The sequence below is a fragment of the Streptomyces sp. M41 genome (assembly GCF_043673425.1).
Lineage (GTDB): Bacteria > Actinomycetota > Actinomycetes > Streptomycetales > Streptomycetaceae > Streptomyces.
Genome location: NZ_JBIMKE010000038.1, coordinates 12145 through 38900 on the forward strand (window position 1 = coordinate 12145; position 26756 = coordinate 38900).

The following is a 26756-nucleotide window of genomic DNA, read 5'->3' on the forward strand; positions in this document are numbered from 1 at the left end:
GACGTCATCGACCCTCTTGACACCCACCTGCACGGCAGGCACATTGAGTTGCGCAGCCTGAATCATGTTGCGTAGAAAGCAACTGGACCGGAGGTGCGGCGATGGCGGGACCCCGAGTGGTCATCATCGGAGCGGGGGTCGTCGGCGCGGCACTCGCGGACGAGATCTCCGCGCGAGGCTGGACCGAAGTGACCGTGGTCGACCAGGGCGCGCTCCCCGCCACCGGCGGCTCCTCCTCGCACGCCCCGGGCCTGGTCTTCCAGACGAACTCCTCCAAGACCATGACCGAACTGGCCCGGTACACCGTCGAGAAGTTCTGCTCCCTCGACGTCGACGGACAGCCCTGCTTCCTCCAGGTCGGCGGCCTCGAAGTGGCCACCACCCCCGAGCGCCTCACCGAGCTGCGCCGCCGCCACGGCTGGATCACCGCCTGGGGCATCGAGGCCCGCCTGCTGAGCGCCGACGAATGCGTCGAGCAGCACCCCCTGGTCAACCGCGACCGGGTCCTCGGCGGCCTGCTGATCCCCACCGACGGCCTCGCCAAGGCCGTCCTCGCCGTCGAGGCACAGATCCGCCGGGCCACCGGGCGCGGCGTACGCTTCCTGGCCCGCCACGAGGTCCTCGACGTCCAGCAGGCCGACGGCCGCGTCACCGGCGTCCTCACCGACCAGGGCGAGCTCCCGGCTGACATCGTCGTGTGCTGCGCCGGCATCTGGGGCCCGCGGATCGCCCGCATGGCCGGCATGAACCTCCCGCTCACCCCGCTCGCCCATCAACTCGCCTGGACCGGGCCGGTACCGGCGCTCGCCGGGCAGTCGCAGGAGGCGGTCCGCCCGATCCTGCGCCACCAGGACGCCGACCTCTACTACCGCGACCGCTTCGACACCATCGGCATCGGCTACTACGGCCACCGCCCGATGCCCGTCTCCGCCGACGACATCCTCTCCGTCGACGAGGCCGACGCGATGCCCTCCGTCCTGAAGTTCACCGAGGAGGACTTCGAGGACGCCTGGACCGAGACCCGGTCCCTGCTCCCGGCCACCCAGGAGGCCAAGGTGGAGGAGGGCATCAACGGCCTGTTCTCCTTCACCACCGACAACTTCCCGCTGCTCGGCCAGTCCCCGGACGTCGAAGGCTTCTGGGTCGCCGAGGCCGTCTGGGTCACCCACTCCGCGGGCGTGGGGCGGGCCATGGCCGAATGGCTGGTCGACGGCCACTGCTCGTCCTTCGACCTGCACGAGTGCGACGTCAACCGCTTCGAGCCGCACCAGCTGTCCCCGGAGTACGTCCTGGCCCGCGACTGCCAGAACTTCGCCGAGGTGTACGACATCCTCCACCCGCTCCAGCCGTCCGGGCATCCGCGCCCGATGCGCACCAGCCCCTTCCACACCCGCCAGCAGGAGCACGGCGCCTTCTTCCTGGAGGCGAACGGCTGGGAGCGCCCGCACTGGTACGAGGCCAACACCGGCCTGCTGGAAGGCCGTTCCATCCCCACCCCGAACGACTGGGCCGCGCGATACTGGTCGCCCGTCGTCGGCGCCGAGGCACAGGTCACCCGCGAGACCGTCGCGATGTACGACATGACGGCCCTCAAGCGGCTGGAGGTGACCGGGCCCGGCGCCGCCGGCTTCCTGGAGCGGCTGGTCACCGGCAAGGTCGCCAAGTCCGTCGGCTCGGTGACCTACACCCTGCTCCTCGATCACGACGGCGGCATCCGCAGCGACATCACCGTCGCCCGCCTCGCCCCGGGCCGCTTCCAGGTCGGCGCCAACGGCAACCTCGACCTCGACTGGTTCACTCGCCACCTCCCCGCCGACGGCACGGTCCAGGTCTGCGACATCACCCCCGGCACCTGCTGCATCGGCCTGTGGGGCCCGCTCGCCCGCGAGGTCCTCCAGCCCCTCACGGACGAGGACTTCTCCAACGAGGGCCTGAAGTACTTCCGCGCCAAGCCCGCCCACATCGGCTCGGTCCCCGTCACCGCGATGCGCCTGTCGTACGTCGGCGAACTCGGCTGGGAGCTGTACACCACCGCCGACCTCGGCCTGAAGCTCTGGGACACCCTGTGGCAGGCGGCCCGCCCGCTCGGCGGCGTCATCGCCGGCCGCGGCGCCTTCAACAGCCTCCGCCTGGAGAAGGGTTACCGCTCCTTCGGCACCGACATGACCTACGAACACGACCCCTATGAGGCCGGCGTCGGCTTCGCCGTCAAGCTCGACAAGGGCGACTTCATCGGAAAGGCGGCGCTGGAGCGGCGCAAGGCCGACGTACGGCGCAGGCTCACCTGCCTCACGATCGACGACCCCCGCTCGGTCGTCATGGGCAAGGAACCGGTGTACGCCGGGGACCGGCCGGTCGGCTACGTCACCAGTGCGGCGTACGGCTACACGATCGGCAAGGGCATCGCGTACGCCTGGCTGCCCACCGAGTTCACCACCCCAGGCACCGCACTGCACATCGGCTACTTCGACCGGCGCGTCGAGGCGGTCGTGGCCGAGGAGCCGCTGTTCGACCCGGCGATGTCCCGTCTGCGGGGATGAGCGGCCGGCAGAAGATCCCTCCCGGCGCGTTGCGGCCCCCGACACCTGGGTACTCGCCGCAACGTGAAAGGAGGTCCGACATGGGCACCGTCAAGGAAGCAGTGGAAGTCGAGGTTCCGGTCCGCACCGCCTACAACCAGTGGACCCAGTTCGAGGAGTTCCCAAACTTCATGGAGGGCGTCGAGGAGGTCACCCAGCTCGACGACCGCCACAACCACTGGACCACCAAGATCGGCGGAGTACGGCGGGAGTTCGACACCGAGATCGTCGACCAGCTCCCTGACGAGCGCATCACCTGGCGCACCACCAGCGGCGACACCCAGCAGAGGGGCTCGGTCCGCTTCCAGCGCGTCGACGACACCCATACCCGGGTGGAACTCGTGATGGACATCGAGCCGAGCGGAGCCGCCGAGAAGACCGCGGACATGACCGGGACGATCGACCGGCGCGTCAAGGGCGACATGCGGCGATTCAAGGACTACATCGAGCACCGGGGAGACGAGTCCGGAGCCTGGCGAGGGCGTATCACTCCGGGCTGAGCCCCACCGCCCCGACGAGACCGCGGTGCGGGCGTGCCGGAAGGGCACCGCCCGCCCCGCGGTCCGCCGCGTCGCAGACCCTCAGGGCGTCAGACCACACAGCCCACATGGGCCAGCGCCTGCTTCAGCAGCACCCCGTGCCCACCCGGCATCTCGCTCTGCACCGCCGGGGACAGCGCCTCCTGGGGGCTGAACCAGACCAGGTCGAGAGCGTCCTGACGAGGCCGGCAGTCGCCCGTGACCGGGACGACGTAGGCCAGGGAGACCGCGTGCTGACGCGGGTCGTGGTACGGCGTGATGCCGTGGGTCGGGAAGTACTCCGCGACCGTGAACGGCTGGAGGGACGTCGGGACCCGGGGGAGCGCCACCGGACCGAGGTCCTTCTCCAGGTGCCGCAGCAGGGCGTCACGGACGCGCTCGTGGTGCATCACACGGCCGGAGACCAGGGTCCGGCTGACCGTTCCGTCCGGTCCGATGCGCAGCAGGAGGCCGATGCTGCTGACCTCGCCGCTGTCGTCGACGCGCACGGGTACGGCTTCGACGTACAGGATCGGCATACGGGCACGCGCCTGCTCCAGCTCGTCGGAGGTCAGCCAGCCCGGCGTGGTTTCGGTCATGTCAGACATTGCTTGATCATACTTTCCGGGAATGGCGAACGCTCAGTCGCGGTGCGGACGGGGATCGTGGGCGGGGGCGTGTTCGGGGTCGGTCGCGGGGAGTCCGTAGACGCGGCGGGCGTTGTCACCGGCCGTCCACGCGGCGATGCGCAGCGCGTCCGGCAGGCTCAGCTCGTCGGCGTCCACTCGGTCCTGGAGCAGATCGCCCAGTCCCCGGCGGAACACCAGGGCGCCGAGTGCGTAGAACTCGGCCAGACCATACGCGTCGGAGCTGTACAGCAGTTTGCGGAACGGCGTGATCTCCAGCGCCTCCGCGAGGACCGCGCCGGACCGGGCGGGGCCGACATGGTGCAGCGTGAGACCCACGTCCAGATACACCCGCTCGAAGACCGCCGCCAGCTGGGCGGCCTGCCGCTGGTACGGCCAGCAGTGCAGGAGCAGGACGGCGATGGTGCCCTTGGTCAGGTGCAGCCAGTCCGTCAGCAGGCTGGGGTCCGCCCGGTGCAGACGGATGTCGTCGTCGCCGAACCCGGTGTGCAGCTGGAGCGGCAGCCCCAGGTCGACCGCGGTCCACAGCAGCTGCCGTACGAGCACCGGATCGGTCAGCCGGCCACCGTGCGCGAGCCACTGCCGGGCCGCCTCGGTGACCTCGGCGTCCGAGGGGCGGGCCGGGTCCAGGGCGAAGCCGGTGCGATAGGCGGCCACCGACTTCACGGCCACCACCCCGGGCCGCCGTACGGCCTCCTCGGCGGCCGTACGGAAGGCGGCGGCGTACGCGTCCGGCTCGACCCCCTCGGCGACCACGGCCTCGGCGACCGTCTCCAGCCGCACGACCTCGTACGCCTGCGCGCCCGCCGCCTCGGCCAGCTCCTCGGGCGTGATGCCGTGCGGCGGGGCGTACCCGGTGTCGACGCAGAGCACCTGCGTCCCGGCGGCGGCCAGGAAACGCCGGTTCACCTCGCGTCCGCCCAGCTCCGCACGCCGGGCCAGATAGGCGTCGGCCCCGGCGTGCCGCGGCAGGTCCAGCAGCGGCGCGCAGTGCCGGCGTACGGCCACGCCCACCGGCGTGTCGAAGGACGAGACCCCGGGCCACGGCTCGCCCTCGGTGAGCAGCGACTCGAAGCCGGCCCGGTCGAGGTCGGCACCGGCCACCCCGTGGCAGTGATGATCCACCAGCGGCAGCGCCGCGAGCGCTTCGTGGACCGGCCCTGGGGCGCCCATCAGTACGTCCAGCGGTACGCCGCCGCCACCCGCTCGTCGTCCAGTCCGGCGACGGCGGCGAGCTCGCCCCGCCGTACGGCGATCACGGCGTCGGCGAGGACCGGGCCGAGCGCGGCCCGCAGCGTTTCGTCCGCACGGAACTCCTCGACGGCCTCACCCAGCGAGACCGGCAGCCTGCGGACCCCGCGCGCGGCGGCCTCCTCGGCACCGAGCTGCGCCGGATCGCCGGTGATCTCCTCGGGCAGGCCGGCGCCTGACGTCAGACCGTCCAGTCCGGCGGCGATCACACAGCCCAGGGCGAGATACGGGTTGGCGGCCAGGTCCACCGGCTTGATCTCCAGGTTGGCGGCCTGGTCGCGGTGGCCGGTCGTGCCGGTGACCACGCGCAGCCCCGCCTCCCGTGTCTCGCGCCCCCACGCGGTGAACACCCCGGCCCACTGCGAGGGTTTGAGCCGCAGATAGCTCGCCGGGCTCGGCGCGGTCACCGCCGTGAGGGCGCGGAGATGGGCGAGGACACCGGCCGTGAAGGACTCGGCCTGCGGCCGCATGCCGTGCCGGCGGTCGCCGCCCGCGTGCAGATTGACGCCGTCGCGCCACGCGGAGAGATGCACATGGCCGCCGTTGCCGACCCCCTGACCGATCACGGCCGGGGCGAACGACACCGCGAGCGAGTGCCGCTGCGCGACCGCCCGGACGGTCTGCCGCACCAGCACACTGCGGTCGGCCGCGCCCACCGGGTCCAGCGCGCCCACCGACAGCTCGAACTGCCCCGCCGCGTACTCGGGATGGAACTGGTCGACCTCCACACCCTGCCGCGCGAGCGCCGCCAGCAGATCGGCGGCGCAGTCGCTCGCCTCGACCTGCCGGGTGGCGCCGTACGCCGGACCCGTGACCGCGGGCACGAACACGCCGTCGGGTCCCGGCGGCCGGCCGAGCGCCCACTCGATCTCGATGCTCGCCCGGAACGTCAGACCGTGACGCTCGGCCGCCTCCCGCACCGTCCGCCGCAGAAAGGTGCGGCTGCACGCGGGATGCCGCTCGCCCTCCTGGGTGATCCGGTCGACGGGCGCCCAGGCCCAGCCGGGCTGCCCGGACAGCTCCACCAGCTGGTCCAGATCGGGGTAGAGACGCAGATCGCCGTCCGGGGAGCCGAGGACGTCGGTGGTGACGATGGAGTCGTTCGCGAGGAACGTGTCGAACACCGGCGACATCCCCACGCCCCAGGCCGCCGCCGCGGGGAGCTTCGCCGTCGGCACCGTCTTGACCCGGCCGATGCCCGCCGTGTCGACGTAGGCCAGGACGATCCCGTGCACATCCCGCCCCGCGAGCTCGCCGCTCAGCGCGCCGGCCCGCTCCACATCGCCGGGACGCCCGCCGGGGACGGGATCGGCCAGGGTGGTCATACGGTCTCCTCGACGAGCTCGGCCGGTCGGCGACCGGTCCCTGGGATGCCTGCCGGCCGTCAGGGTTTCACGGCCACCGCGCCGTACTGCGGTACCGCGGCGGGCGCGTGGGGGGCACGCCACCGGGAGCAGGACACCATGCCCGGCTCCACCAGCTCCAGCCCCTCGAAGAACGCGGCGATGTCCTCGCCGCTGCGGGCGGTGATCGGCGGCGTGGCGTTCTCGTTCCAGAACTTCATCGCCGGGATCTGGCCCTCTCCGCCGAGCTCGGCGTCGAAGGTCGGGTGCGTCAGGACCAGATGGCTGCCGGAGGGGACCGCGGCCATGACGCTGCGCACGATCTCGCGGGCCTGGTCGTGGTCCAGCACGAAGTTGAGGATGCCCAGCATCATCACCGCGACCGGCTCGCCGAAGTCCAGGGTTCGCGCGGCGCGTTCGACGATGGCCGCCGGGTCGTGCACATCGGCGTCGATGTAGGCGGTGGCGCCCTCGCTGGTGCCGGTCAGCAGGGTGCGGGCGTGCACGAGGACGATCGGGTCGTTGTCGACGTACACGATCCGTGAGCCCGGCGCGATCCGCTGCGCGATCTCGTGCGTGTTCTGAGCCGTCGGCAGTCCGGTGCCGATGTCCAGGAACTGCCGCACGCCCTGCTCCTCGGCCACGAACCGGACGGCCCGGGCGAGGAAGTCGCGGTCCGCGCGGGCGATGTCCCGGATGATCGGGAACATCCCGGCGACCTGCTCGCCGACCTGCTGGTCGATCTCGTAGTTGTCCTTGCCGCCGATCCAGTAGTTCCAGACGCGCGCGTTGTGCGCCACACCGGTGTTCAGCCTCGCCGACCCGCCCGACGGGGTGTGGCCATCACTCACGACTCGTCCTCTCCTCGCACGCACGACCGAAACCGGCCATCGCCGCCATTGTGCCGCTGCGTTGATCACGCTGTCCCCGGAATCGGCAGAGCGGGCAGGGCGGTTGGCGTGCGCGAGGGATGCCGCCCGGGCTACTCGATCTCGCTGGGGCTCGCGGCCGGCGACTTCCCGGCGAGAACGTCCTGGAGGCGCTGGGTGCCCAGCTTCACCGCCTGCTCCACGGAGTCGTGCTCGTCACCGTCGAGGCCGCCGGCCGTGACGGTGATCGCGTCGTTGCCCACCCGCACCGCGGCCACGTCCAGGGTGAGCGTGGCCTGCTCGCCCCCGGTCGTGCCCTGCACCGTCACCCGCAGACCCTGACGGGCGTCGCCCACATCCGGCAGCGAGGTCTCGATGACCTGGACCGTGCGCTGCTCGCCGTTGTCGGTCATCGTGAACTGATCGCACTCGTCCGGCAGTTTCGCCATCCAGTTCAAGGAGTCCTGCGGGTCACTGCGGTCGTAGGAGGCGACCTGGTAGAGCAGGCGCGAGTCGTCCTGCGTGAAACCGCGCAGCGCGTTCGCTCCCGACGGCCTGCCCAGCAGGTCGTCGTCGTAGAGCGAATCCATCAGCCGCTGGCAGTCCGCGGCGTCGGCCTTGGCACTGAGGAAGTCCGAGACGTCGACCGTGCCGATGAGCAGGCTGTCGTGCCAGTTCTCCGCCTCGGTGTCCTTCACCTGCGTCCAGTCGTCCTCGAGGTCCGCCTCGGTGATCAGCGCGGTCTGGGCGCCGGACTCGGTGAGCGTGGCGGTGGGGGAGGGAGCGGGGGAGGTGGTCTGCCGCTTCCCGGCGACGGCGGGCGAGGCGGTGACGCCCGCGGCCCGTGAGCCGTCCTTGTCTCCGCCGTCGTCCGAGCAGGCGGCGGTGGCCAGCAGCGCACCTGTCGCCAGGGCCGAGGAGAGAACGCGGGCAAGTCGGGACGGACGACGGGTCATCGCAAGTGCCTCCTGAGAACGTGACGCGTGTCCCCAGCGCACCATCGGAACCCGCGGCCCACCATCGGCACCGGACCGTTCGAGTGAGCCCGGCCGTCGGCGGAGACCTGTCAGGAGCCGGGCAGTGCGAGGCCGTGCTGCCAGGCCCAGGCGGCGATCTCGACGCGGTTCCGCGCCGCCAGCTTGAGCTGGACGCTGGACAGGTGCGTCTTGACCGTGCTCAGGGAGACGTACAGCTCGGCGGCGATCTCCGCGTTCGTACGGCCGAGGGCGACCAGCCTCACGACATCGCGCTCACGGTCGGTCAGGGGTTCCGGGAGTGGGGCGGACCGCGGGGCGACGGCGGTGGCGGACTCGCTCCGCGGGGCGGTGAGGTGCTTGAGCAGGCGCACCGTGACCGACGGCGAGACCAGCGTGTCGCCGGCCGCCGCGGCCCGTACCGCCTCGGCGAGCAAGGTCGGCCCCGAGTCCTTCAGCAGGAACCCGCACGCGCCGCCGCGCAGCGCGCCGTACACGTACTCGTCGAGATCGAAGGTGGTGACCACGACCACCCGCATCGGGTCGGCGACTTCGGGCCCCGCCAACAGCCGGGTCGCCTCCAGCCCGTCCAGCTTCGGCATCCGGATGTCCAGCAGACACACGTCCGGCCGCTCCCGCCGCGCCAACGCCACGGCCGCCTCGCCGTCCGCGGCCTCCGCGACGACGGTGATGTCGGGCTGGGCGTCGAGGAAGAAGCGGAAGCCGGTGCGGACCATTTCCTGGTCGTCGGCGATCAGAACGCGGATCGGCGCACCGCGCGGGGTCGGGACGGTCATTGCTCGATCATGCATCACGGAGTTCGGAGCGGTGCCGGGAGCGACGTCGGCTCCAGCACGCTCAGCGGTCAGACGATCACCGTCGCCGGCGTCCGGTCCCGGGTGCGCGGCCGGTCGGGCGCATGCGTTCCGGATCGGATCGACCGGTGGGGTCGGGCCGGGCAGATGGTGTTCCGGATCGGATCCGATGAGACCGGACAGGCGGGGCCATCATCCGGGCCCGCGCGGGCGGGCGCCCGCCTCGGCCAGAAGGCCGACGTCCGCTACGCCCCCTCGGCCGATCGGCCGATCCCGAGGCGCACGGCCTCGCCTACCGTGACCGGCATGAAGTCCCCTTCCCTCCGAGGCTGCGCGCACGGCGTGGCCGTCGGCGTCCTCGTCATCACCTGCGCCCAGGACGTCGTGATCGCCGACGCGGACGGGACGCGCACGCTGCCGGTGGTGGGCCCCGTCCCGCCGACCGTGGCCGTGCTGCTCATGGGCCTGGCCGCCGTGCTGTGGCCGGCCCGGCGCCGGCCCGGGTGGCTCACCCCGCAGGTGCGCACCGGGGGGCCCGCCCTCGCCTCGGCCCTCTACTCGACGGCCGCGCTGCTGCTCGGCACGGGAGGACCCTTCGGCCCCGGCGAGGTCGTGCTCCTGCTGTGCCTGCTCTTCGTCGCGATACGGCACTGTCCGCAGCCCTGGGCCCTGATCTGCGCGCTGCTCGACGTGACGGCCATGCTGCTGCTGTCGGTGCGGTATCTCAGGAGCGTGAACGAGGGCGCGCTCCAGCTCATGCTGATCGGCCTGCTCCTGGTCGGCGTCTTCGCCGGACTCGCCGGCTATCTGCGCACCCTGGACTACCGACGGGCCGCCGCCGTTCGCGAGACACGGCGCGCCGAGCGGGTGGCCATCGCCGCCGACCTGCACGACTTCGTCGCCCACCATGTCACCGGGATCCTCGTGCAGACGCAGGTCGCCCGCATGATGGCGGCGTCCGGTCAGCAGGAGCTCGACCCGGTCCTGGCCGGCATCGAGCGGGCCGCCACCGAGGCCCTCGCCTCGATGCGCCGCACGGTGGGCGTGCTGCGCGACACCGGACAGGAGATGGCCGGGCGCCGTCCGGTCGGCGACCTGGCGGGCGTCGCCGAGCTGACGGAGGGTTTCGCGACCCCGGGCCTGCGGGTCACCCTGCGGCGCGATCTGGCCGTGTCCGACGAGCTGCCGCACGAGGTGCAGGCCGCGGCCTTCCGGGTCGTCCAGGAGGCGCTGACCAACATCCGCCGGCACGCGGCCGACGCCACGCATGTGCAGGTCCGGCTGTGCGCCGACGCCGGACGCCTGGAGGTCTCGGTGACGGACGACGGCCGAGGCGGCACCCAGCTCCCGCCAGCCGCCCACGGTGGCGGCTTCGGCCTCGTCGGCCTGAAGGAACGGGTGACGGCCCTGGACGGCGACCTCCACGCGGGCCCGCGTGGAAGCGTGGGGTGGGAGGTGCGAGCGGCGTTCCCGGCACCGAGAGCACCGAGAGCACCGAGAGCACCGAGAACCTGACCCGGCACGGGTTTCCGCAACCGGTACCGCCGACGGCTCCCCTCGCTGTTCAATGAGAGCGAACAGCAGAGTCGAGAGGAGCCGCCCATGCCCCCCGCCGCCGTACCGGCCGTCGGTGCGCGCATCCGGCAGGCGCGTCTCGAACGGGGGACCGGTCTGCGGGCGCTCGCCCGGGAGATCGGTGTCTCGGCGAGCCTCGTCTCGCAGATCGAGAACGGCAGGAGCCAGCCCTCGGTCAGCACCCTGTACGCCATCACCACCGCCCTCGGCATCTCCGTGGAGTCCCTCTTCGACGCGGGCACACCAGCTGCCGCGGCCCCGGTCACCGCGGCGCCCCCCGGTACCGCCCCGCACGCCCTCGCCGCCTTCGCCGCCGACCCCGGCCGCCGGATCGGCCCGGTCGTCACGCCGGACGAACGCGAGGTGCTGGAGCTGGACTCGGGGGTCGTGTGGGAGCGCCTCGGACATGTTCCGGGGACGGACGTCGACTTCCTCCAGGTGACCTACCGGCCCGGCGGCGCCTCCTCCAGCTCGGGCGGTCTCATGCGGCACTCCGGCACCGAGTACGGCTGTCTGACCTCGGGCGAGCTGATCCTCACCCTCGGTTTCGACGAGCACACCCTGCGTCCCGGCGACACCGTCTGCTTCGAGTCGACGACCCCGCACCGCTACCGCAATGATGGAGCCGTACCGGCCACCGGTATCTGGTTCGTGTCCCCCGACGTCGTTCAGTAGCGTCGTTCAGTGAGACTTGACACCCGCCGTTCACAGTCGTTGACTCCGAAGCGGGGGTGGTCGCCATGGCGATCCGCACTTTCGGACCCAATGCCGTCGACTGGGAAGAACGCGTCGACCTGGACCGCCTGCGCAGACAGCGGCTGGCGCGCCTCCACCAGACCCTGAACCGCTCAGAGCTCGGCGCGGTTCTCAGCTTCGACTTCGCCAACATCCGCTACATGACGGCCACGCACATCGGCACCTGGGCCATGGACAAGCTGATCCGCTTCGCCCTGCTGGTGCGCGGCGGCGAACCGGTCGTCTGGGACTTCGGCTCCGCGGCCCGCCACCACCAGCTCTACAATCCGTGGCTCGACTACAGCGACGGCAAGGAGGGCGGCCCGCCCACCGGCGCCCGCGCCGGCATCTCCACCCTGCGCGGCGCCTTCCACCCGCAGGCCGGCATCGCCGCGGACGTCGCCGCGAAGATCGTCACCGAACTGCGCGCACACGGTCTGGCCGACGAGCCGCTCGGCATCGACGTCGTCGAGATGCCGGTCCTCACCGCGCTGCGCGCCGAGGGCATCGAGGTCGTCGACGGGCAACAGGTCTTCCTGGAGGCCCGCCGCATCAAGACCCCGGACGAGATCTCCCTGCTCACCCAGGCCTGCGCCATGGTCGACGCGGCGTACGAGGAGCTCTACGACCACCTGCGGCCCGGCGTCCGTGAGAACGAGTGCGTCGGACTGGTCAGCAAGGTGCTGTACGACCTCGGCAGCGAGTACGTCGAGGGCGTCAACGCCATCTCCGGCGAGCGCTGCTCACCCCACCCGCATGTCTACAGCGACCGCCTGATCCGCCCCGGCGACCCCGCGTTCTTCGACATCCTGCACAGCCACCTCGGCTACCGCACCTGCTACTACCGCACCTTCGCGGTCGGCAGCGCCTCCCGCGCCCAGCGCGACGCCTACGTCCGCTGCCGCGCGTACATGGACCAGGCCATCGCCCTCGTCCGGCCCGGTGCCACGACCGCCAACATCGTCCAGGTGTGGCCGCGCGCCGACGAGTTCGGCTTCGCCGACGAGACCGCCGCCTTCGCCCTCCAGTACGGCCATGGCGTCGGCCTGTCGATCTGGGAAAAGCCCATCTTCAGCAGGCTGGTCTCCCTCGACCACCCCGAAGTCCTCGAAGAGGGCATGGTGTTCGCCCTGGAGACCTACTGGCCCGCCACCGACGGCTGGTCCGCCGCCCGCATCGAGGAGGAACTGGTCGTCACCGCCGACGGCTGCGAGGTCATCACCAAGTTCCCCGCGGAGGAACTGCTGGTGGCCGGCCGCAAGTACTGGACGGTCGGCGGCGAGCTCGACACCCGCCGCGAGTCACAGTCCCATCTCAACACCCCCACCTCCCGCGGCGAGGGGACACCCTGATGGAACCGGCCGAACTCCTCAGCGCCTACGAGCAGATGACCGTCATCCGCCGCACGGAGAAGGCCGCCCACGACCTGTTCCTCCAAGGGCTCGTCAAAGGCACCACCCACCTCGCCGCCGGACACGAGGCCATCGCCGTCGGCGCGAGCGCGGCCCTGCGCCCCGACGACTACGTCTTCGCCACCTACCGGGGCCACCATCACGCGATGGCCCGCGGCGCCACCCCGGAGGAATGTCTCGCCGAACTCATGAGCCGGGCCACCGGGTTGTGCGGGGCCAAGGGCGGATCCATGCACCTGACCAAGGCGTCCACCGGCATGCTCGGCTCCTACGCCATCGTCGGCGCCCACCTCCCCATGGCCGCCGGCGCCGCCTGGTCGGCACGGCTGCGCGGCACCGACCGGATCGCCGTCGCGTTCTTCGGCGACGGCGCCACCAACATCGGCGCCTTCCACGAGACGCTCAACCTGGCCGCCGTATGGAAGCTGCCCGTGCTGTTCGTCTGCGAGAACAACCTGTACATGGAGTACACGCCGATCGCCGACGTCACGGCCGTGGCCCGCCCTGCCGCCGACCGGGCGCCCGCCTACGGCATCCCCGGCGAAGTGGTCGACGGCAACGACGTGGTCGCCGTGCAGGAGGCCGTGGCCAGGCACGCGGGGCGGGCCCGGGCGGGAGACGGGCCCGCGCTGCTGGAGGCGCAGACCTACCGGCACTTCGGGCACAGCCGCTCCGACCCGGCCGCCTACCGCCCGGCCGAGGAGGTCGAACGCTGGCTCCGGCACGACCCGCTGGACCTGGCGCGCGGACGGCTGGCCGAGGCGGGCGTGGCCGAGGCCGTGCTCCGCGAGGCCGAGGAGCGCGCGACCGCTGTCGTCCAGCGGGCGGTCGAAGCAGCCAAGGCGGCCCCGCCGCCCGATCCCGACGAGGCGCTGACCGACGTATGGGCCGACGGAGGTGTGGCGTGGCGGACGTGATCACCTACCGGGAGGCGGTCGCCGAGGGCATCGCACGGGAGATGCGCCGCGATCCGTCCGTCGTGTGCCTGGGCGAGGACATCGGCGAGGCCGGGGGCGTGTTCAAGACGACCGTCGGCCTGCGATCGGAGTTCGGGCCGGAGCGCGTGTGGGACACGCCCATCGCCGAACAGGCCATCGTGGGGGCCGCGATGGGGGCGGCGATGACGGGCATGCGGCCCGTCGCCGAGATCATGTTCTCCGACTTCCTGGCCTGCTGCTGGGACTACCTCGCCAACGAGATCCCCAAGGTGCGGTACATGACCGGCGGTCAGGTCACCGTCCCGCTCGTCGTGCGCACCGCCAACGGCGGCGGACTCGGCTTCGGCGCCCAGCACTCGCAGGCCACCGAGAACTGGGCGTTCACCGTGCCCGGACTGAAGATCGCCGCGCCCGCCACCCCCGCCGACGTGATCGGCATGATGGCGGCGGCGATCCGCAGCGACGACCCCGTGGTCTTCTTCGAGCACAAGGCGCTCCTCGCCGGCAAGAGCGCACCCCCGCCGCCGGACCACGTCGTCGAGCTGGGCCGCGCCGCCGTCGTCCGCGAAGGCGCCGACGTCACCCTCGTGGCCCTTGCCTCCATGGTGCCGCTCGCCCTCGAGGCCGCCGGGGTCCTGGCCGGCGAGGGCATCGAGGCCGAGGTCGTCGATCTGCGCTGTCTGGTGCCGCTGGACATGAGCACCGTGCTCGCCTCGCTGGGCCGCACCTCGCGGCTCGTCACCGTCGAGGAGAACCCGTACCAGGGCGGCTGGGGCGCCACACTCGTCTCGGTCGTCGCCGACGAGGGCTTCGGCCTGCTGGACGCGCCGGTACGGCGGGTGGCGGGGGAGTGCGTCCCGCTGCCGTTCGCCGACGCGCTGGAGGAGCGGGTGATCCCCACCGTCGAGAAGGTCGTGGCGGTCGTACGCGGCCTCGCCGCCTACTGAACACCCGAGGGAGGAAGGGCGATGAACAATCGGATACTCCTGCGCGGCGGCCACGTGCTGTCGATGGACCCCGGCATCGGGGACCTGCCCAAGGGGGACGTCCTCATCGAGGACGGCACGATCACGGCGGTGGACCGGGAGATCGGCGCCGACGCCGAGGTGCTCGACATGAGCGGCCGTATCGTGATCCCCGGCTTCGTGGACACCCACCGGCACACCTGGGAGGCGCCGATCCGCAATGTCGCCCCCGACGCCACCCTGGACGACTACTTCGTCGACATCCTCGACACCTTCGCACCGCTGTACACGCCGGAGGACGTGTACGCGGGCAACCTCGCGGGGTCGCTGGAATGCCTGAACGCCGGCATCACGACCCTCGTCGACTGGTCGCACATCAACAACACCCCCGCACATCCGGACGCCGCGGTCCAGGCGCTCACCGACAGCGGCATCCGTGCCCAGTACGCGTACGGCAGCGCCAACACCTCCTTGGCCGACTACTGGTTCGAGAGCAAGATCTCGATCCCCGCGGACGACGTACGCCGCATCCGTGACACCTACTTCTCCTCCGACAGCGGCCTGCTGACCATGGCCCTCGCCACCCGCGGCCCCGGCTTCTGCACCGACGAGGTCGTCACCGGCGAATGGAACCTCGCCCGCGAGCTGGGCATCCCGATCACCGTGCATGTGGCCATGGGCCGGCTGGCCGGCCGCTTCGGCATGGTCAAACAGCTCGCCGACCTCGGGCTGCTCGGCTCCGACACCACCTATGTGCACTGCTGCTACTTCAGTGAGGAGGAGTGGCGGATGGTCGCCGACAGCGGCGGCACGGTGTCGATCGCGCCGCAGGTCGAGTTGCAGATGGGGCACGGCTGGCCGCCCGTGACGAAGGCCATCGAGTACGGGCTGCGGCCCTCCCTGAGCATCGACGTCGTCACCACCGTGCCCGGCGACATGTTCACCCAGATCCGCGCGGCCTTCGGTGCCGAACGGGCCCGGGTCAACGCCGACTGCTGGAAGGCGAACCTGCCGGTTCCGGACACCATGTTGACGGCACGTCAGATGCTGGACATCGCCACCCGCAACGGCGCCCATGTCGCGGGCCTGGAGGACCGCACCGGCACCCTGACGCCCGGCAAGCGCGCCGACGTCGTGGCGATCGACGCCACCGCGCCGAACGTCGCCCCGGTGCACGACGCCGCTGCCGCGGTCACCCTGTCCGCCGATGTCTCCAACGTCGACACGGTCATCGTCGACGGCATGATCCGCAAGCGCGACGGCAGGCTGACCGCCGACCTCGAACGGGCCCGGCGCCTGGTCGAGGAGTCCCGGGCCCGGCTCCTCGCGGCGAAGGAGGCGAAGAGCGCGGCATGACCCGACACCTGGTGCGCCGGGCCGCCGCCGTCCCGGAGCCGCCGTACGACGAACTCGGCCACCGGCGGCGGGAGTTGGTCGGCGAGGGCGACGGCAGTGTGCACACCGGCTTCGGGGTGTGCGAGATACGGCCGGACGGCCGGGTCGCCGCGCATGTGCACTCCTACGAGGAGAGCTTCCACCTCCTCGACGGGGCGGTGATCCTGGACGTGCCCGAGGGGTCGTACCTGCTCGAAGAAGGCGACTACGGGCTCCTTCCCGTCGGCGTCCCGCACGCCTGGCGCGGCGCGGGCGGCACCGGCGGGCGCTGGGCCGACATGCTCGCCCCGGTGCCCCGGGCCCGCTACGGCCACGACACCCAGGCGGTGCCCGCGCTGCCCGCGCGCGAGCCCGTGCGCATCGACGTCCGCGATCCGCGCACCCGGTGCTTCGGCCATATCGAACCCGACCGGATGGACCCCGGCAAACAGTCCCAGGACCTGCTCGCGGAGTCGGCGAGCATGCGCACGGCGCTGCTCGTGTACAGCGGGATCACCGTGAAGCCGATGGTCGACGGCGACCTCGGTGCGGTCTCCTCCACCATGTTCATGGTGCGGTATGCCCCCGACGGCGTCGCGGGCGCACACGACCACCCCTTCGAGGAGACGTACCTGATCCTCGAGGGCCGTACCGACGCCACCTTCGACGGCGAGCGGTACCGGCTCGGACCCGGTGACGTCGCCTGGGCGGGCGCCGGCTGTGTGCACGGGTTCGCCAACGCGGGGGAGGGGACGCTGCGTTGGCTGGAGACACAGGCGCCGCAGCCGCCGTCCCGCCACTCGTACCGGTTCACCCGGGACTGGGAGTATCTGAGGGAGGCCCTGGGGTCATGAGCAGTGTGCTCGTCGTGGGCGGGACGTCCGGGATCGGCCGTGAGTTCGCCCGCTTCCGCGCGGAGCGGGGCGACCAGGTGATCCTCACCGGCCGAGACGCACGGCGCGCCGACACGGTGGCGAAGGAGGCCGGCGCCGTCGACGGCATCGCCCTCGACCTGTCCCGGCCTAGTGAGATCGCCGCCGCGCTGGCCGGGGTCGGCCGCCTCGACCATCTGGTGATCGCGGGGGTCTCCCGGGACGACAACCGGGTCGCCGAGTACGACATCGACGCCGCCCTGCGTCTGGTCACGCTCAAACTCGTCGGCTACACCGAGGTCGTGCACGCCCTGCGGCCCCGGCTGCACGACGAGAGCGCGATCGTCCTGTTCGGCGGGCAGGCCAAGGAGCGGCCGTACCCGGGGGCGACGACGGTCGCGACCGTCAACGCCGGGGTGCGCGGCCTGATGAACACCCTCGCCGTCGAACTGGCGCCGGTGCGGGTCAACGCCGTGCACCCGGGCGTCGTCGGCGACAGCCCGCACTGGCGTGCCAGACCCGAGGAAGTGCGGGCGGCACTGAGCGCCAGGACACCCACCGGACGGCTCGCCACGATGGCCGACGTCGTGGACGCCGTGGACTTCCTGCTGCGCAACCGCTCGGTCAACGCCGTCGAACTCGCCGTGGACGGGGGGTGGTTGCTGGGGTGAGCCGGGTGCGGTTCAGCGCTTGAGGCCGACCGCCCCGTACAGCGAGACGGGCTCCGCCTTCTTCGCGTCACCGGCCGCGTCACCGGCCCCGCCGCCCGCGTCGTTCGGGTCCTCCTCCCTCTCCCGGCCCTCCCCGTCGTCCATGGCCGGGCGCCAGTCGGACAGGGAGACGATCCCCGGTTCCAGCACGTCGAGTCCCGTGAAGAACCGGCTCATCTCGGCGTGCGAACGGGCCACGAGCGTCACCCCGCCGGCCGCGTACGCCGCGATGCCCCGGTTCACGTTCACCGGGTCGAAGTCGGCCGTCATCGCCGACAGCGCCAGGCAACTGCCCGGTGCCAGCGCGCCGACCAGCGTGTCCACCAGCTCGTGGGCACCGTCGTCGTCCGCGATGAAGTGCAGGAGCGCGATCAGCGACAGGGCCACGGGCCGGTCGAAGTCGAGGACGGACGCGGCCTGTTCGAGAATCCGCTCCGGCTCGCGCGCGTCGGCCTGCACATACTCGGTCACCCCCTCCGGCGTGCCGCGCAGCAGTGCGCCCGCGTGGGCGAGCACGATCGGGTCGTTGTCGACGTACACCACACGGGCGTCCGGGGCGACGGACTGGGCGATCTGATGCAGATTGGGCTCGGTCGGGATGCCGGAACCGATGTCCAGGAACTGCCGGATGCCCGTCTCACGGACGACGGCCCGGGTGGCCCGGCGCATGAAGCGGCGGTTGGCCCGCGCGTGCCGTGGGGCGTCGCCCTGCATGGCGGCGATCTGCCGGCCGAGTTCCTCGTCCACGGGGTAGTTGTCCTTGCCGCCGAGGAACCAGTCGTACACCCGGGCCGGATGGGGCCTGCTCGTGTCGATCCGGGGTACGGCCGGCTCGGTCCCGGTCACGCGGCTCTCCTCTGCTCGACGACGTGACGAGCGAGCAGTCTTTCACGATCAACCGGCGCTGCGGAGGCTGTCGTCGGCCACCTCCTCGTGCTCGCGTGTACCACCCCCGCTGTCGCTCACGGCTTCAGCGGATCGTGGCCGATCGTCATCAACTGATGCCGGCGCCGGGTCTGTTCGGGCTCCGGCTCGTTCTCCACGTCCGCCTCGGCGGCGACGGTGTCCACGACGTCATACATCACCTGGAGGTCGTCGTCGGTGAGGTCCGTGCGCCGCTTCTGGAGGATCGCGAGGACGTGCTGCCCGGTGGGTGAGCCGGCCTGGTCCGGCAGTGGCTCGGTGTTCTCGTCCGCGTCCCTGACCCGCAGCCAGGCGGCCAGTTCCTGCGAGGTCATGTTCACGGCGCGATGGAAGTTCTCCCACAGCGCGTCGAGTTCGAGGGCGTCGGTCACGGTGTCTCCCCTTTCTCTGTGGGGTGGGCTCTGCGCGGATCGGCTCTGCGCGGATCGGCTCTGCGCCGAACGGCTCCGCGGTCACGGGCGGGTCAGTCGCCGGGCGGCCAGTTCTCGGCGTCGAACATCCAGCGCTGCTTCTCCAGGTCGCCGGTGATGGTGATCAGCAGATCCTGCGTCACCGGGTCCGGCTCGGCGGTCGCGTCGATGCGTTCGCGCAGCCGCTCGATGGCCGACCCCAGCGCGTCCGCGATCACCTGGACGACCTCGGTGTCGCGCACCCAGCCGTCCTTGGGGCCGGGCAGGGTGTACGCCGCGGCGATCGTCTCCGGACGGCCGTCCGGGGGCAGGCCGAGCGCCGAGGACCGTTCGGCGACGGTGTCGGCGTGTGCGCGGGCCAGTGACACGACCTCGTCGAGCTGCAAGTGGATCGAGCGGAACCGCGGGCCCACGATGTTCCAGTGCGCCTGCTTCCCGATCAGCGACAGCCCGAGAAGATCTACGAGAGTGCTCTGCAAGGCGTCCCCGGCGACTCGGCGAGCCGGTTCGGGGAGCGTGCTCTTGACCACGGTCATGCCGGGCTCCTCCTCATGGCTTGGTCGATTCCATGGCTTGGTCGATGTCGGCGCGGGTGCCCCGGCGGAACAGCCGCAAAACGTCACGCGTCTCGGAATGTGAACACCTCGTCCAGGAATCGGACGAGGTCGGAGAGCACGTCCACCCTGTTCGTCTCGTGGAACACCTCGTGCCGGGCCCCGGGGTAGACACGCTCGGTCAGCGCCTTCCCGCGCAGCGCCCGAATGCCGACCCTGCTGCCGGCGAGCGGTACCAGCCGGTCGTCGTCGCCGTGCAGCCACAGCAGCGGTACGGGCCCGATGTCGCCGCCGTCGGACACGGTGTCCAGCATCCGCGCGAACGCCTCCACCGTCGGCCGCTTCATCGGGCCGTGCCAGACCAGCGGGTCCGCCGCGTACGCCGCGCCCACCGCGGGGTCACGGGAGAGCGCGGCCGGGCTGATCGGAGTGTCCGGGATCTCGTCCAGGGCGAGCAGCCGCCGGGGCAGTGCCCAGTCGCCGAGCACCGGCCCCGACAGCACCAGCGCGGCGAGCCCGGCGCCGTGCAGCTGTGCGTAACGGGCGGCGATCAGTCCGCCCATGGAGTGCCCGATCAGGACGAGCGGCAGACCGGGGTGCGCGGCCCGGGCCAGTCCCGCGACGGCGTGCAGATCGGCGACCACGTCCTCGAAGTCCTCGATCACCACCCGCTCGCCCGCCGATCGCCCGTGGCCGACGTGATCCGGCCCGAACACGGCCGCGCCGTGCGCGAGGAGCACCTCGGCCACCCCGGCGTACCGGCCGGCGTGCTCCGCGTAGCCGTGCACCACGAGCGCGAGGTACCGGGGTCGGCGATTCGGCCATTCGCGTACGACGATGGATCCCCGGCTCCCGTCGAGGACATGCTCGTGGGTGTCGGCCATGGTTCCTCCGGCTGCGTCGGTGAAGGGTCCCGGGGATCTTCCCAGGGCCGGACGGGTCGGTCTATAGTCCGAAACTAGCGGTGCTAATTAAGAGGGTGCCGATCCATACTGCCCGGTCAGGAGAACCTGTCGTGCGTCCCGTTCACTTCGCGGCGGCCCGCCGCACCCCCATCGGCAAGCTGCGCGGAGCGCTGTCGTCGGTACGCCCCGACGATCTCGCCGCCACCGTGATCCGGGGCCTCGTCGCCGATGTGCCCGCACTGGACCCGGCCCGGATCGACGACGTCTACTGGGGCGCCGCCAACCAGGCCGGCGAGGACAACCGCAACGTCGCCCGCATGGCCGCCCTCCTCGCCGGCCTGCCCGAGTCGGTCCCCGGCGCCACCGTCAACCGCCTGTGCGCCTCCGGCCTCGAAGCCGTCACCACCGCCGCCCGCACCATCGCCGCGGGCGAGGCCGACATCGTGCTGGCCGGCGGCTCGGAGTCCATGAGCCGCGCCCCCTTCGTGCTGCCCCGGCCCGACGAGGCACTGCCCCACCGCATCGAGACCGCGGACACCCGGCTCGGCTGGCGCCTGGTCAACCCGGCGATGAAGGAGCTGCACGGCCTGCTCGCCATGGGCGAGACCGCCGAGGAGGTCGCCGAGCGGTACGGGATCGCGCGCGAACGGCAGGACGAGTTCGCGCTGCGCAGCCACCGACGAGCCGCCGAGGCCCGCAAGAACGGTCACTTCGACGACGAACTGCTGCCCGTCGAGCGCCCGGACGGAGTGCTGGTCGACAGCGACGAATGCGTCCGCGAGGACACGTCGTACGAGAAGCTGGCCCGGCTGAAGCCCGTCTTCCGGGCCGGCGGCAGCGTCACGGCCGGCAATGCCTCCCCGATGAACGACGGCGCCGCCGGACTGCTCCTGGTCAGCGAGGAGGCCCTGAACGACCTGGGCCTGGAGTCCCTGGGCCGCTATGTCGCCGGCGCCTCGGCCGGAGTCCACCCCGATGTGATGGGGATCGGACCGGTCCCGGCCACCCGCAAGGTCCTGGCCCGCGCCGACTGGTCGATCGGCGACCTCCAGGAGGCCGAGTTCAACGAGGCGTTCGCGGCGCAGGCACTGGCCTGCGTGGACGAACTGGGCATCGACCCCGACCTGGTCAACGCGAGCGGCGGCGCCATCGCACTGGGCCACCCGCTGGGCTGCTCCGGCGCCCGCATCCTCACCACCCTGCTGCACCGCATGCGGCGGACGGGGGCGGAGCGGGGTCTGGCGACGATGTGCGTGGGCGTGGGGCAGGGCAGCGCGGTGCTGGTCGAGCGGCACTAGGCCGTGTCCGCACCTGGCGCACCCGCGGCGCCCTCGCTGCACCCCCGTCCCGCGGCGCCCTCGCCGCACCCCCGTCCCGGGGCGGCTCCCGACTGGCGAGACGGTCCTGCCCGGACCTGATGTCTGCACATACCATCGGTCCCCGCATGGACACGATGAATCTTTGGCATCTCACCGGTTGGGAGTTCGCCGCGCTCGCCTTCGCGGCCCTGCTCGTCGGCTTCTCCAAGACAGCCGTGAGCGGGGCCAACACGGTCAGCCTCGCAATCTTCGCCGCCGTACTGCCCGCCCGCGCCTCCACCGGCATCCTCCTGCCGATCCTGATCGCCGGTGACGTCCTGGCCGTCCTCACCTACCGACGGCACGCCCACTGGCCCACGCTGTGGCGGCTGTTCCCGGCCGTCGCCGCCGGCGTCGTCCTCGGCACGCTGTTCCTGATGTGGGCGGACGACGGCATCGTCCGTACGTCGATCGGCGCGATCCTGCTGCTGATGGCGGCGGTGACCGTGTGGCGCCGCCGCAGCGCGGACAAGGACGAGGAACCGGACTCGGTCACCACCCGCGCCGGCCGGATCAAGGCGCGTTCCTACGGCGTACTGGGCGGTTTCACCACGATGGTCGCCAACGCGGGCGGCCCGGTGATGTCGCTCTACCTGCTGTCGGCGGGCTTCCGCAAGCTCGGGTTCCTCGGGACCTCGGCCTTCTTCTTCCTGATCGTCAACGTCTCCAAGGTGCCCTTCAGCGCCGGCCTCGGCCTCATCGACGGCTCGTCACTGCTGCTCGACGCCGCACTCGCGGCCTTCGTCGTGCCCGGCGCCCTGCTCGGCAAATGGGCGGTGGACCGCATCAACCAGCGCCTGTTCGAGCAACTCGTGATCGCGGCGACGGTCGTGGGCGGCGTACAGCTGCTGCTCTGACCGCCGTCGCGCCGGGCCGGTCGCGGGGCCCCTCCAGGAGACCGTCGAGGAGCCCCGCCCCGAGCCCGCTCAGGGAGCGATCCCGACCCCCTCGATCCGGCTCCACGCCCGCTCCTGACCCGCGGTCATGGCCGGCCACCGCAGCCCACCCGGCCGGGGCTCGACCCGCGAGGCGTACGGCGCCGGGCGGAACGCCGGGTCGTAGAAGCATCCGGTGCCATAGGTACGGTCGAACGCAGCGCAGGAAGCCGCCACCGCCCGGGCCGTCGGCCGCGCACCGGTCCGCACCCATCGGTCCAGCGCCGCCACGGACGACGCGTACTCGGCGTCGCTCAGCTCACTGTGCTCGTGCTCCCGCGTGAACGTCTGCACCAGGCGCCCGTCCCGCCCGGCCCCCCGCAGGGCGGCCCGGTACGCCGCCTCGTGCTCCACGAACGCCGTCGGATCGTCGATCGCGTGCAGCGTCAGCACCGGTATCGACACCTTGCCGGTGAGATCGCTGTCGTAGGACAGGTCGCGTACGGCCGTCGGGTCGGGCGAGAAGCGTTCGACACCGGCGTTGAGCGCCGCGTCGTCATGTGACCCGGAGTACCGGACGCCCTGGTTGCCGAAGGGGTTCCGGCCGCCGAGCCGGTCGTGCACGACATCCCGGAACGTAAAGGTGGCGAACCGCAGATGAGACTCCAGGGTGCGCTCAGGGATCTTCGTGACCGCCAGGATGTCGTCGAGATTGCGCTGCTGGAGCGCGGTGCGCTCCTCGGGCGCCGACGCGTGACCGGTGCACTCCTGAAGCCGGGCGCGCAGCCCGGCGCCGGTCATGGTGGACCCGGCGCGCAGCCCCTGCCACAGCGGGTACTGCGGCTCGGTCGGGCGGGGGTGGTTGCCGCAGTAGTACTGGTAGACGACGCGCAGGTCGACCCGGTGGTCGTAGCCGCGCGAGCCACCGGCGAGGACGCCGTTGGTGAGCAGTGCCCCGTCATAGGCACCGCGCTGTCCGCCGTAGGTCTCGACGACCTTCGCCGCGACGTTCCCGCCCCACGACTGGCCGTGCACGAACGTTCGCTTCGGCCTGCCGAACTCCCCGACGAACAGCCGGCGCACACTCTCGGTGTCCGCGGCGGCCATCCGCGTCCCGTAGCCGCCCCGGCGGTACGACGAGCCCGCCCAGGCGTAGCCCTCCTTCACCATCACCGACCAGCGGCCCAGATCGTCGAGGCTGCGGGCCGGGTCGGACTCCGCACCGAGGTCGGGGCCGCCGTGAGCGTGCACGACCAGCGAGCCGTTCCAGTCGGCGGGCACCGCCATCGCGTAGTAGGCGCCGCTCACGTCACGGCCGGTGTAGCAACTGGCCTTCCCGACCAGCTCCGCGGGACAGTCGGCCGGCGCCGGACCCGCCGCGTCCCCCCGGGCGTTCGAGGCACCGACGAGGATGCCGACGGTGAGAGCACCCGCCAGCACCGCGGCCAGCGTCCTGCGCCGCCGCGAGGCCACCGGGACCGACCTGCGGATCACTCCATGCGTTCTCGTCCAGTCCAAGACGCTGCTCCTCGTCGTCGTCGGCACGTCGTCGAGCCGTGCGCCGCGATGCTAGGGAGCGGCGGGGAGCGGAACCACGGGTCTGATCGTTGTGTTCATAGTGTTCGCGGGCCTGGGTGCCGGCCGGGGCATCGGCAGGAACCGGGCAGCCGGCGCTCGCGCCCATCCGCACCGGGCCCCTTCCTGCTGCTCCGCCGCCCGCCTACCGCTGCTCCCCCTCCGGATTCCGGCGCAGCAGATAGGTGTCCATGATCCAGCCCTTGCGCTCCCGGGCCTGAGCGCGCAGCCGCTCGATGCGGGGCGCGGCCTCGGCGATCGGACCCGAGACGAGGATCTCGTCCGGGGTGCCGATGTACGCGCCCCAGTAGATGTGGATGTCCTGGTCGGCGTACTGCAGGAAGGTCTGGTGGGCGTCGAGCATGACGACCACGTCGTCCACGCCCTCCGGGAGCCCCTCGGCGAGCCGCCGCCCGGTGGTGATCTGTACGGGCCGGGCGACCCGGTTGAGCCCCGTCCGATGCCGGGCGGCCAGGGCGGAGACACTGCTGATGCCGGGCACGACGTCATAGGCGAACTCCACGGCGCCCCGGCCCAGGACCTCCTCCAGGATCCCGAGCGTGCTGTCGTACAGCGCAGGATCACCCCACACCAGAAACGCGCCGGTGCCGCTCTCGCCGACCTCCTCGGCGATCAGCCGCTCGTAGATCCGGGCACGCGCACTGCGCCAGTCCCCGACGGCCGGGGAGTAGGCGGCGCCTTCCGCGGACCGGTCACGCTCGGGATCCCGGACCGCCACCACCCGATAGGTCCCCTCCGGTATGTGGGTGTCCAGCATGTCCCGGCGCAGCCGCGTGAGATCCGACTTCACCTCGCCCTTGTCGAGGATGAAGAACACATCCGTACCGCGCAGCGCCCGAACCGCCTGCAACGTCAGCTGCTCGGGGTCACCCGCCCCGATCCCGATCACATGAATCTTTCGCACGCCCCGAGTCTGCCGCACCCCACTGACAACGCGGCCCGCGAGCCCCCACCGGCCCCGAGGCCCGCTAGGGCCTGTCGTCAAATTCCCGTCGTCCGCCCGCACGGCAGGCGGGAATTTGACGACAGGGCCTAGGCCGCCCCCCGCAGCCTCACGGCCCGCCCCCGAGCGTCCACGGGCTCACCGCCCGCCTCCACGTCACCGGCCAGCTCCCGCGCCCAAGCCACGACCCCCGCGAGATCGATCCCGTACGGCCGCGCCTGCCCGGCACCCGACGACGCCCAGTCCTCCACGGCCCCCGCACCGCGCCGCAGCAGCCGCGCCCCGCCCGTCACATTGCCCCGGGCCGCGTGGGTGAGCCCCACCGCGAGCTGGGCCAGCCCTCGCCACAGGGCGCGCTCCTCCTGCGGCCCCGACTTCCAGGCGTCCTCGAAGACCTCGTGCGCATGGAACGGCTTGCCCTCGTCCAGCAGTTCCTGCGCCTCGGCGACGCTCTGCTCCGGGGTCCGTACGACGCCCTCGGGCTGCCGGGCGACGCCGTCCGCGCCGTACGGGAGAGGCCGCCCGAGACCGTCCCGGGGCCGGGCGTTGCGTGCCCGCCCCTCGCTGTCCCGGTCCCGCGCGCCGTCCTGCCGTCCTGCCGATGTGCTGCCCATACACCGATTGTCCACGCCCCCGACCGGCCGCCGTCGCTCCGGCCCCGCCAGGGCCCGGACCCGCTCCTGCGCCGCGCCGGACACCGCCTTCGGCCCGACCGCCGCCGTGGGGTAAAGTGCTGTTCGCGCGATCACGCGGTTCACCGCACGACGCGCATCGGGACGTGGCGCAGCTTGGTAGCGCACTTGACTGGGGGTCAAGGGGTCGCAGGTTCAAATCCTGTCGTCCCGACTGGAGTCCGCTCCGTCGTTGCAGGTCAGGGCCTTGTTTCACTCAGGTGAGGCAAGGCCCTTGATCGTCTCCGAGACTCTCGTCTCACAATTTCTCACAAACTGGAATGATCTCGTCACACAGGTGGCTCCATCACCCTGCGCTAACCACTAGCTCGTCGGGATGGCTGGCGGTGGGAGCAATCCCAGCCCGATGTGGGCGTAGACCGTTTCCGGAGAGGTACGGCTAACCCGATACGCAAGGTCCTCGAAGTACCGCATCGGCATGCGTTGGTGTTCCTGGCGTTCGAAATAAATGAACGGCGCAAGAATTGTCCACGCTCGGAGGAGACTTCGCCCGTACGCACCGATGATCAGCTTCTCGTCAACCACGCCGTGCGCGACAAGCTTGCCGAGGTCGTCGTAGAAGAAACCCACCCGACGCACGTGTGACTTGTGCGGTTCGGCGAGGTGCAGGTAAGAGATCGGCTGCGGATAGTCGGCCGGGAGGTGATACAGCACGTACTCGATCGCCTCCGAGTACGCGGGATCCCTGGTCTCGCTGAAGCCATTGAGAATCATCGCCAGAACGTTGGCGCTCTGGGCAGAGTGCAGCTGCCGGAACGCAAAAAACCCAGAGATTGCCAGGGCGAGGATGGAGACGGTGAGAGACACCACGTTCACCAGCACACCCACTCCCCGATCGACCAGCAACTGGCTACTCAGTGTGAGAGCCTGTGTGACGGGCAGTCAAGAGTGGTGATTGACTGGTTGTCCGCATCACCAACCT

26 protein-coding genes and 1 tRNA gene are annotated in these 26756 nt (G+C 71.6%); 13 read left to right on the forward strand and 14 right to left on the reverse strand.

Annotated elements, in window-relative coordinates:
* Positions 1–101 precede the first annotated feature (101 nt).
* Together ACHBTE_RS32035 and ACHBTE_RS32040 are read left to right on the forward strand one after the other, a co-directional pair.
* Complete coding sequence (locus ACHBTE_RS32035; RefSeq protein ID WP_394728555.1) at positions 102–2540, forward strand: FAD-dependent oxidoreductase; 2439 nt, start codon at positions 102–104, stop codon at positions 2538–2540.
* 80 nt (positions 2541–2620) lie between these two features.
* Positions 2621–3079, forward strand: coding sequence for an SRPBCC family protein (locus ACHBTE_RS32040; RefSeq protein WP_394728557.1), 459 nt, complete (start codon positions 2621–2623; stop codon positions 3077–3079).
* Positions 3080–3168: 89 nt separating this feature from the next.
* On the opposite strand, the gene ACHBTE_RS32045 is transcribed toward ACHBTE_RS32040, so the two are convergent.
* From ACHBTE_RS32045 to ACHBTE_RS32070, 6 genes are all read right to left on the reverse strand, one after another.
* Positions 3169–3696 carry an NUDIX hydrolase family protein gene (locus ACHBTE_RS32045; protein ID WP_394728656.1) on the reverse strand — a complete coding sequence of 176 codons (528 nt, stop codon included), beginning with the start codon at positions 3694–3696 and terminating at the stop codon, positions 3169–3171.
* Positions 3697–3738: 42 nt separating this feature from the next.
* Positions 3739–4917 (reverse strand): amidohydrolase family protein, encoded by a 1179-nt coding sequence (locus ACHBTE_RS32050; RefSeq protein ID WP_394728559.1) that lies wholly within the window; start codon positions 4915–4917, stop codon positions 3739–3741.
* A complete protein-coding gene (locus tag ACHBTE_RS32055; RefSeq protein ID WP_394728561.1) occupies positions 4917–6320 on the reverse strand; it encodes a glutamine synthetase in 1404 nt (467 codons plus the stop codon). Before ACHBTE_RS32055 ends, ACHBTE_RS32050 begins: the two co-directional genes overlap by 1 nt.
* 59 nt (positions 6321–6379) lie before the next feature.
* A complete protein-coding gene (locus ACHBTE_RS32060; protein ID WP_394728563.1) occupies positions 6380–7189 on the reverse strand; it encodes an SAM-dependent methyltransferase in 810 nt (269 codons plus the stop codon).
* A 131-nt stretch (positions 7190–7320) separates the two neighbouring features.
* On the reverse strand, positions 7321–8163 hold the full coding sequence (locus ACHBTE_RS32065) for a hypothetical protein (RefSeq protein WP_394728565.1): 843 nt from the start codon (positions 8161–8163) through the stop codon (positions 7321–7323).
* A 110-nt stretch (positions 8164–8273) separates the two neighbouring features.
* Positions 8274–8978, reverse strand: a complete 705-nt coding sequence (locus ACHBTE_RS32070) for a response regulator (RefSeq protein WP_394728567.1) — start codon at positions 8976–8978, stop codon at positions 8274–8276.
* A 324-nt stretch (positions 8979–9302) separates the two neighbouring features.
* Between ACHBTE_RS32070 and ACHBTE_RS32075 the strand changes: the two genes are divergently transcribed.
* The 8 genes from ACHBTE_RS32075 to ACHBTE_RS32110 all read left to right on the forward strand — a co-directional run bounded on the left by ACHBTE_RS32075 (position 9303) and on the right by ACHBTE_RS32110 (position 17538).
* Positions 9303–10511 carry a sensor histidine kinase gene (locus ACHBTE_RS32075; RefSeq protein WP_394728569.1) on the forward strand — a complete coding sequence of 403 codons (1209 nt, stop codon included), beginning with the start codon at positions 9303–9305 and terminating at the stop codon, positions 10509–10511.
* Positions 10512–10598: 87 nt separating this feature from the next.
* Positions 10599–11246, forward strand: coding sequence for a helix-turn-helix domain-containing protein (locus ACHBTE_RS32080; RefSeq protein WP_394728571.1), 648 nt, complete (start codon positions 10599–10601; stop codon positions 11244–11246).
* A gap of 65 nt (positions 11247–11311) precedes the next feature.
* Entirely contained in the window at positions 11312–12658 is a 1347-nt protein-coding gene (locus tag ACHBTE_RS32085; RefSeq protein ID WP_394728573.1) for a M24 family metallopeptidase, read from the forward strand.
* On the forward strand, positions 12658–13635 hold the full coding sequence (locus ACHBTE_RS32090; RefSeq protein WP_394728575.1) for a thiamine pyrophosphate-dependent dehydrogenase E1 component subunit alpha: 978 nt from the start codon (positions 12658–12660) through the stop codon (positions 13633–13635). Before ACHBTE_RS32085 ends, ACHBTE_RS32090 begins: the two co-directional genes overlap by 1 nt.
* Positions 13623–14603: an alpha-ketoacid dehydrogenase subunit beta gene (locus ACHBTE_RS32095; RefSeq protein WP_394728577.1), complete on the forward strand. Its 981-nt coding sequence runs from the start codon at positions 13623–13625 to the stop codon at positions 14601–14603. Before ACHBTE_RS32090 ends, ACHBTE_RS32095 begins: the two co-directional genes overlap by 13 nt.
* 21 nt (positions 14604–14624) lie before the next feature.
* A complete protein-coding gene (locus ACHBTE_RS32100; RefSeq protein ID WP_394728579.1) occupies positions 14625–15977 on the forward strand; it encodes an amidohydrolase family protein in 1353 nt (450 codons plus the stop codon).
* On the forward strand, positions 15974–16849 hold the full coding sequence (locus tag ACHBTE_RS32105; RefSeq protein ID WP_394728581.1) for a cupin domain-containing protein: 876 nt from the start codon (positions 15974–15976) through the stop codon (positions 16847–16849). Before ACHBTE_RS32100 ends, ACHBTE_RS32105 begins: the two co-directional genes overlap by 4 nt.
* Positions 16846–17538 (forward strand): SDR family NAD(P)-dependent oxidoreductase, encoded by a 693-nt coding sequence (locus ACHBTE_RS32110; protein ID WP_394728583.1) that lies wholly within the window; start codon positions 16846–16848, stop codon positions 17536–17538. Before ACHBTE_RS32105 ends, ACHBTE_RS32110 begins: the two co-directional genes overlap by 4 nt.
* Positions 17539–17550: 12 nt before the next feature.
* On the opposite strand, the gene ACHBTE_RS32115 is transcribed toward ACHBTE_RS32110, so the two are convergent.
* The 4 genes from ACHBTE_RS32115 to ACHBTE_RS32130 form a co-directional block, all read right to left on the reverse strand.
* Positions 17551–18423, reverse strand: a complete 873-nt coding sequence (locus ACHBTE_RS32115) for an SAM-dependent methyltransferase (protein WP_394728585.1) — start codon at positions 18421–18423, stop codon at positions 17551–17553.
* Positions 18424–18539: 116 nt separating this feature from the next.
* Entirely contained in the window at positions 18540–18872 is a 333-nt protein-coding gene (locus tag ACHBTE_RS32120) for a DUF3140 domain-containing protein (RefSeq protein ID WP_394728587.1), read from the reverse strand.
* A 92-nt stretch (positions 18873–18964) separates the two neighbouring features.
* Entirely contained in the window at positions 18965–19447 is a 483-nt protein-coding gene (locus ACHBTE_RS32125) for a Dps family protein (protein WP_394728589.1), read from the reverse strand.
* Positions 19448–19530: 83 nt separating this feature from the next.
* A complete protein-coding gene (locus tag ACHBTE_RS32130) occupies positions 19531–20349 on the reverse strand; it encodes an alpha/beta hydrolase (protein ID WP_394728591.1) in 819 nt (272 codons plus the stop codon).
* A gap of 131 nt (positions 20350–20480) precedes the next feature.
* Between ACHBTE_RS32130 and ACHBTE_RS32135 the strand changes: the two genes are divergently transcribed.
* The gene (locus ACHBTE_RS32135) at positions 20481–21668 is read left to right on the forward strand and encodes a thiolase family protein (RefSeq protein ID WP_394728593.1); all 1188 of its coding nucleotides are present in this window, start codon (positions 20481–20483) and stop codon (positions 21666–21668) included.
* 146 nt (positions 21669–21814) lie between these two features.
* Entirely contained in the window at positions 21815–22585 is a 771-nt protein-coding gene (locus ACHBTE_RS32140) for a sulfite exporter TauE/SafE family protein (protein ID WP_394728595.1), read from the forward strand.
* 69 nt (positions 22586–22654) lie between these two features.
* Here the strand turns inward: ACHBTE_RS32140 and ACHBTE_RS32145 are convergent, their stop codons facing one another.
* From ACHBTE_RS32145 to ACHBTE_RS32155, 3 genes are all read right to left on the reverse strand, one after another.
* Complete coding sequence (locus ACHBTE_RS32145; RefSeq protein ID WP_394728597.1) at positions 22655–24121, reverse strand: hypothetical protein; 1467 nt, start codon at positions 24119–24121, stop codon at positions 22655–22657.
* A 202-nt stretch (positions 24122–24323) separates the two neighbouring features.
* Positions 24324–25103, reverse strand: a complete 780-nt coding sequence (cobF, locus tag ACHBTE_RS32150; protein WP_394728599.1) for a precorrin-6A synthase (deacetylating) — start codon at positions 25101–25103, stop codon at positions 24324–24326.
* A gap of 128 nt (positions 25104–25231) precedes the next feature.
* Positions 25232–25756 carry a DUF309 domain-containing protein gene (locus ACHBTE_RS32155; protein ID WP_394728601.1) on the reverse strand — a complete coding sequence of 175 codons (525 nt, stop codon included), beginning with the start codon at positions 25754–25756 and terminating at the stop codon, positions 25232–25234.
* Between the two features lie 158 nt (positions 25757–25914).
* On the opposite strand from ACHBTE_RS32155, the gene ACHBTE_RS32160 reads away from it, so the two are divergent.
* A tRNA-Pro gene (locus tag ACHBTE_RS32160) sits at positions 25915–25988 on the forward strand.
* A 149-nt stretch (positions 25989–26137) separates the two neighbouring features.
* Here the strand turns inward: ACHBTE_RS32160 and ACHBTE_RS32165 are convergent.
* Positions 26138–26656 (reverse strand): hypothetical protein, encoded by a 519-nt coding sequence (locus ACHBTE_RS32165; protein ID WP_394728603.1) that lies wholly within the window; start codon positions 26654–26656, stop codon positions 26138–26140.
* Positions 26657–26756: the final 100 nt, after the last annotated feature.

Excerpts from the sequence above, each read along its gene's own strand:
- ACHBTE_RS32110 (WP_394728583.1), top strand. The coding sequence starts at position 16,846 with ATGAGCAGTGTGCTCGTCGTGGGCGGGACGTCCGGGATCGGCCGTGAG.
- ACHBTE_RS32090 (WP_394728575.1), top strand. The coding sequence starts at position 12,658 with ATGGAACCGGCCGAACTCCTCAGCGCCTACGAGCAGATGACCGTCATC.
- ACHBTE_RS32050 (WP_394728559.1), bottom strand. The coding sequence starts at position 4,917 with ATGGGCGCCCCAGGGCCGGTCCACGAAGCGCTCGCGGCGCTGCCGCTG.
- ACHBTE_RS32130 (WP_394728591.1), bottom strand. The coding sequence starts at position 20,349 with ATGGCCGACACCCACGAGCATGTCCTCGACGGGAGCCGGGGATCCATC.
- ACHBTE_RS32155 (WP_394728601.1), bottom strand. The coding sequence starts at position 25,756 with ATGGGCAGCACATCGGCAGGACGGCAGGACGGCGCGCGGGACCGGGAC.
- ACHBTE_RS32105 (WP_394728581.1), top strand. The coding sequence starts at position 15,974 with ATGACCCGACACCTGGTGCGCCGGGCCGCCGCCGTCCCGGAGCCGCCG.
- ACHBTE_RS32065 (WP_394728565.1), bottom strand. The coding sequence starts at position 8,163 with ATGACCCGTCGTCCGTCCCGACTTGCCCGCGTTCTCTCCTCGGCCCTG.
- ACHBTE_RS32075 (WP_394728569.1), top strand. The coding sequence starts at position 9,303 with ATGAAGTCCCCTTCCCTCCGAGGCTGCGCGCACGGCGTGGCCGTCGGC.
- ACHBTE_RS32100 (WP_394728579.1), top strand. The coding sequence starts at position 14,625 with ATGAACAATCGGATACTCCTGCGCGGCGGCCACGTGCTGTCGATGGAC.
- ACHBTE_RS32045 (WP_394728656.1), bottom strand. The coding sequence starts at position 3,696 with ATGACCGAAACCACGCCGGGCTGGCTGACCTCCGACGAGCTGGAGCAG.
- ACHBTE_RS32125 (WP_394728589.1), bottom strand. The coding sequence starts at position 19,447 with ATGACCGTGGTCAAGAGCACGCTCCCCGAACCGGCTCGCCGAGTCGCC.
- ACHBTE_RS32040 (WP_394728557.1), top strand. The coding sequence starts at position 2,621 with ATGGGCACCGTCAAGGAAGCAGTGGAAGTCGAGGTTCCGGTCCGCACC.
- ACHBTE_RS32035 (WP_394728555.1), top strand. The coding sequence starts at position 102 with ATGGCGGGACCCCGAGTGGTCATCATCGGAGCGGGGGTCGTCGGCGCG.
- ACHBTE_RS32080 (WP_394728571.1), top strand. The coding sequence starts at position 10,599 with ATGCCCCCCGCCGCCGTACCGGCCGTCGGTGCGCGCATCCGGCAGGCG.
- ACHBTE_RS32085 (WP_394728573.1), top strand. The coding sequence starts at position 11,312 with ATGGCGATCCGCACTTTCGGACCCAATGCCGTCGACTGGGAAGAACGC.
- ACHBTE_RS32055 (WP_394728561.1), bottom strand. The coding sequence starts at position 6,320 with ATGACCACCCTGGCCGATCCCGTCCCCGGCGGGCGTCCCGGCGATGTG.
- ACHBTE_RS32070 (WP_394728567.1), bottom strand. The coding sequence starts at position 8,978 with ATGACCGTCCCGACCCCGCGCGGTGCGCCGATCCGCGTTCTGATCGCC.
- ACHBTE_RS32140 (WP_394728595.1), top strand. The coding sequence starts at position 21,815 with ATGGACACGATGAATCTTTGGCATCTCACCGGTTGGGAGTTCGCCGCG.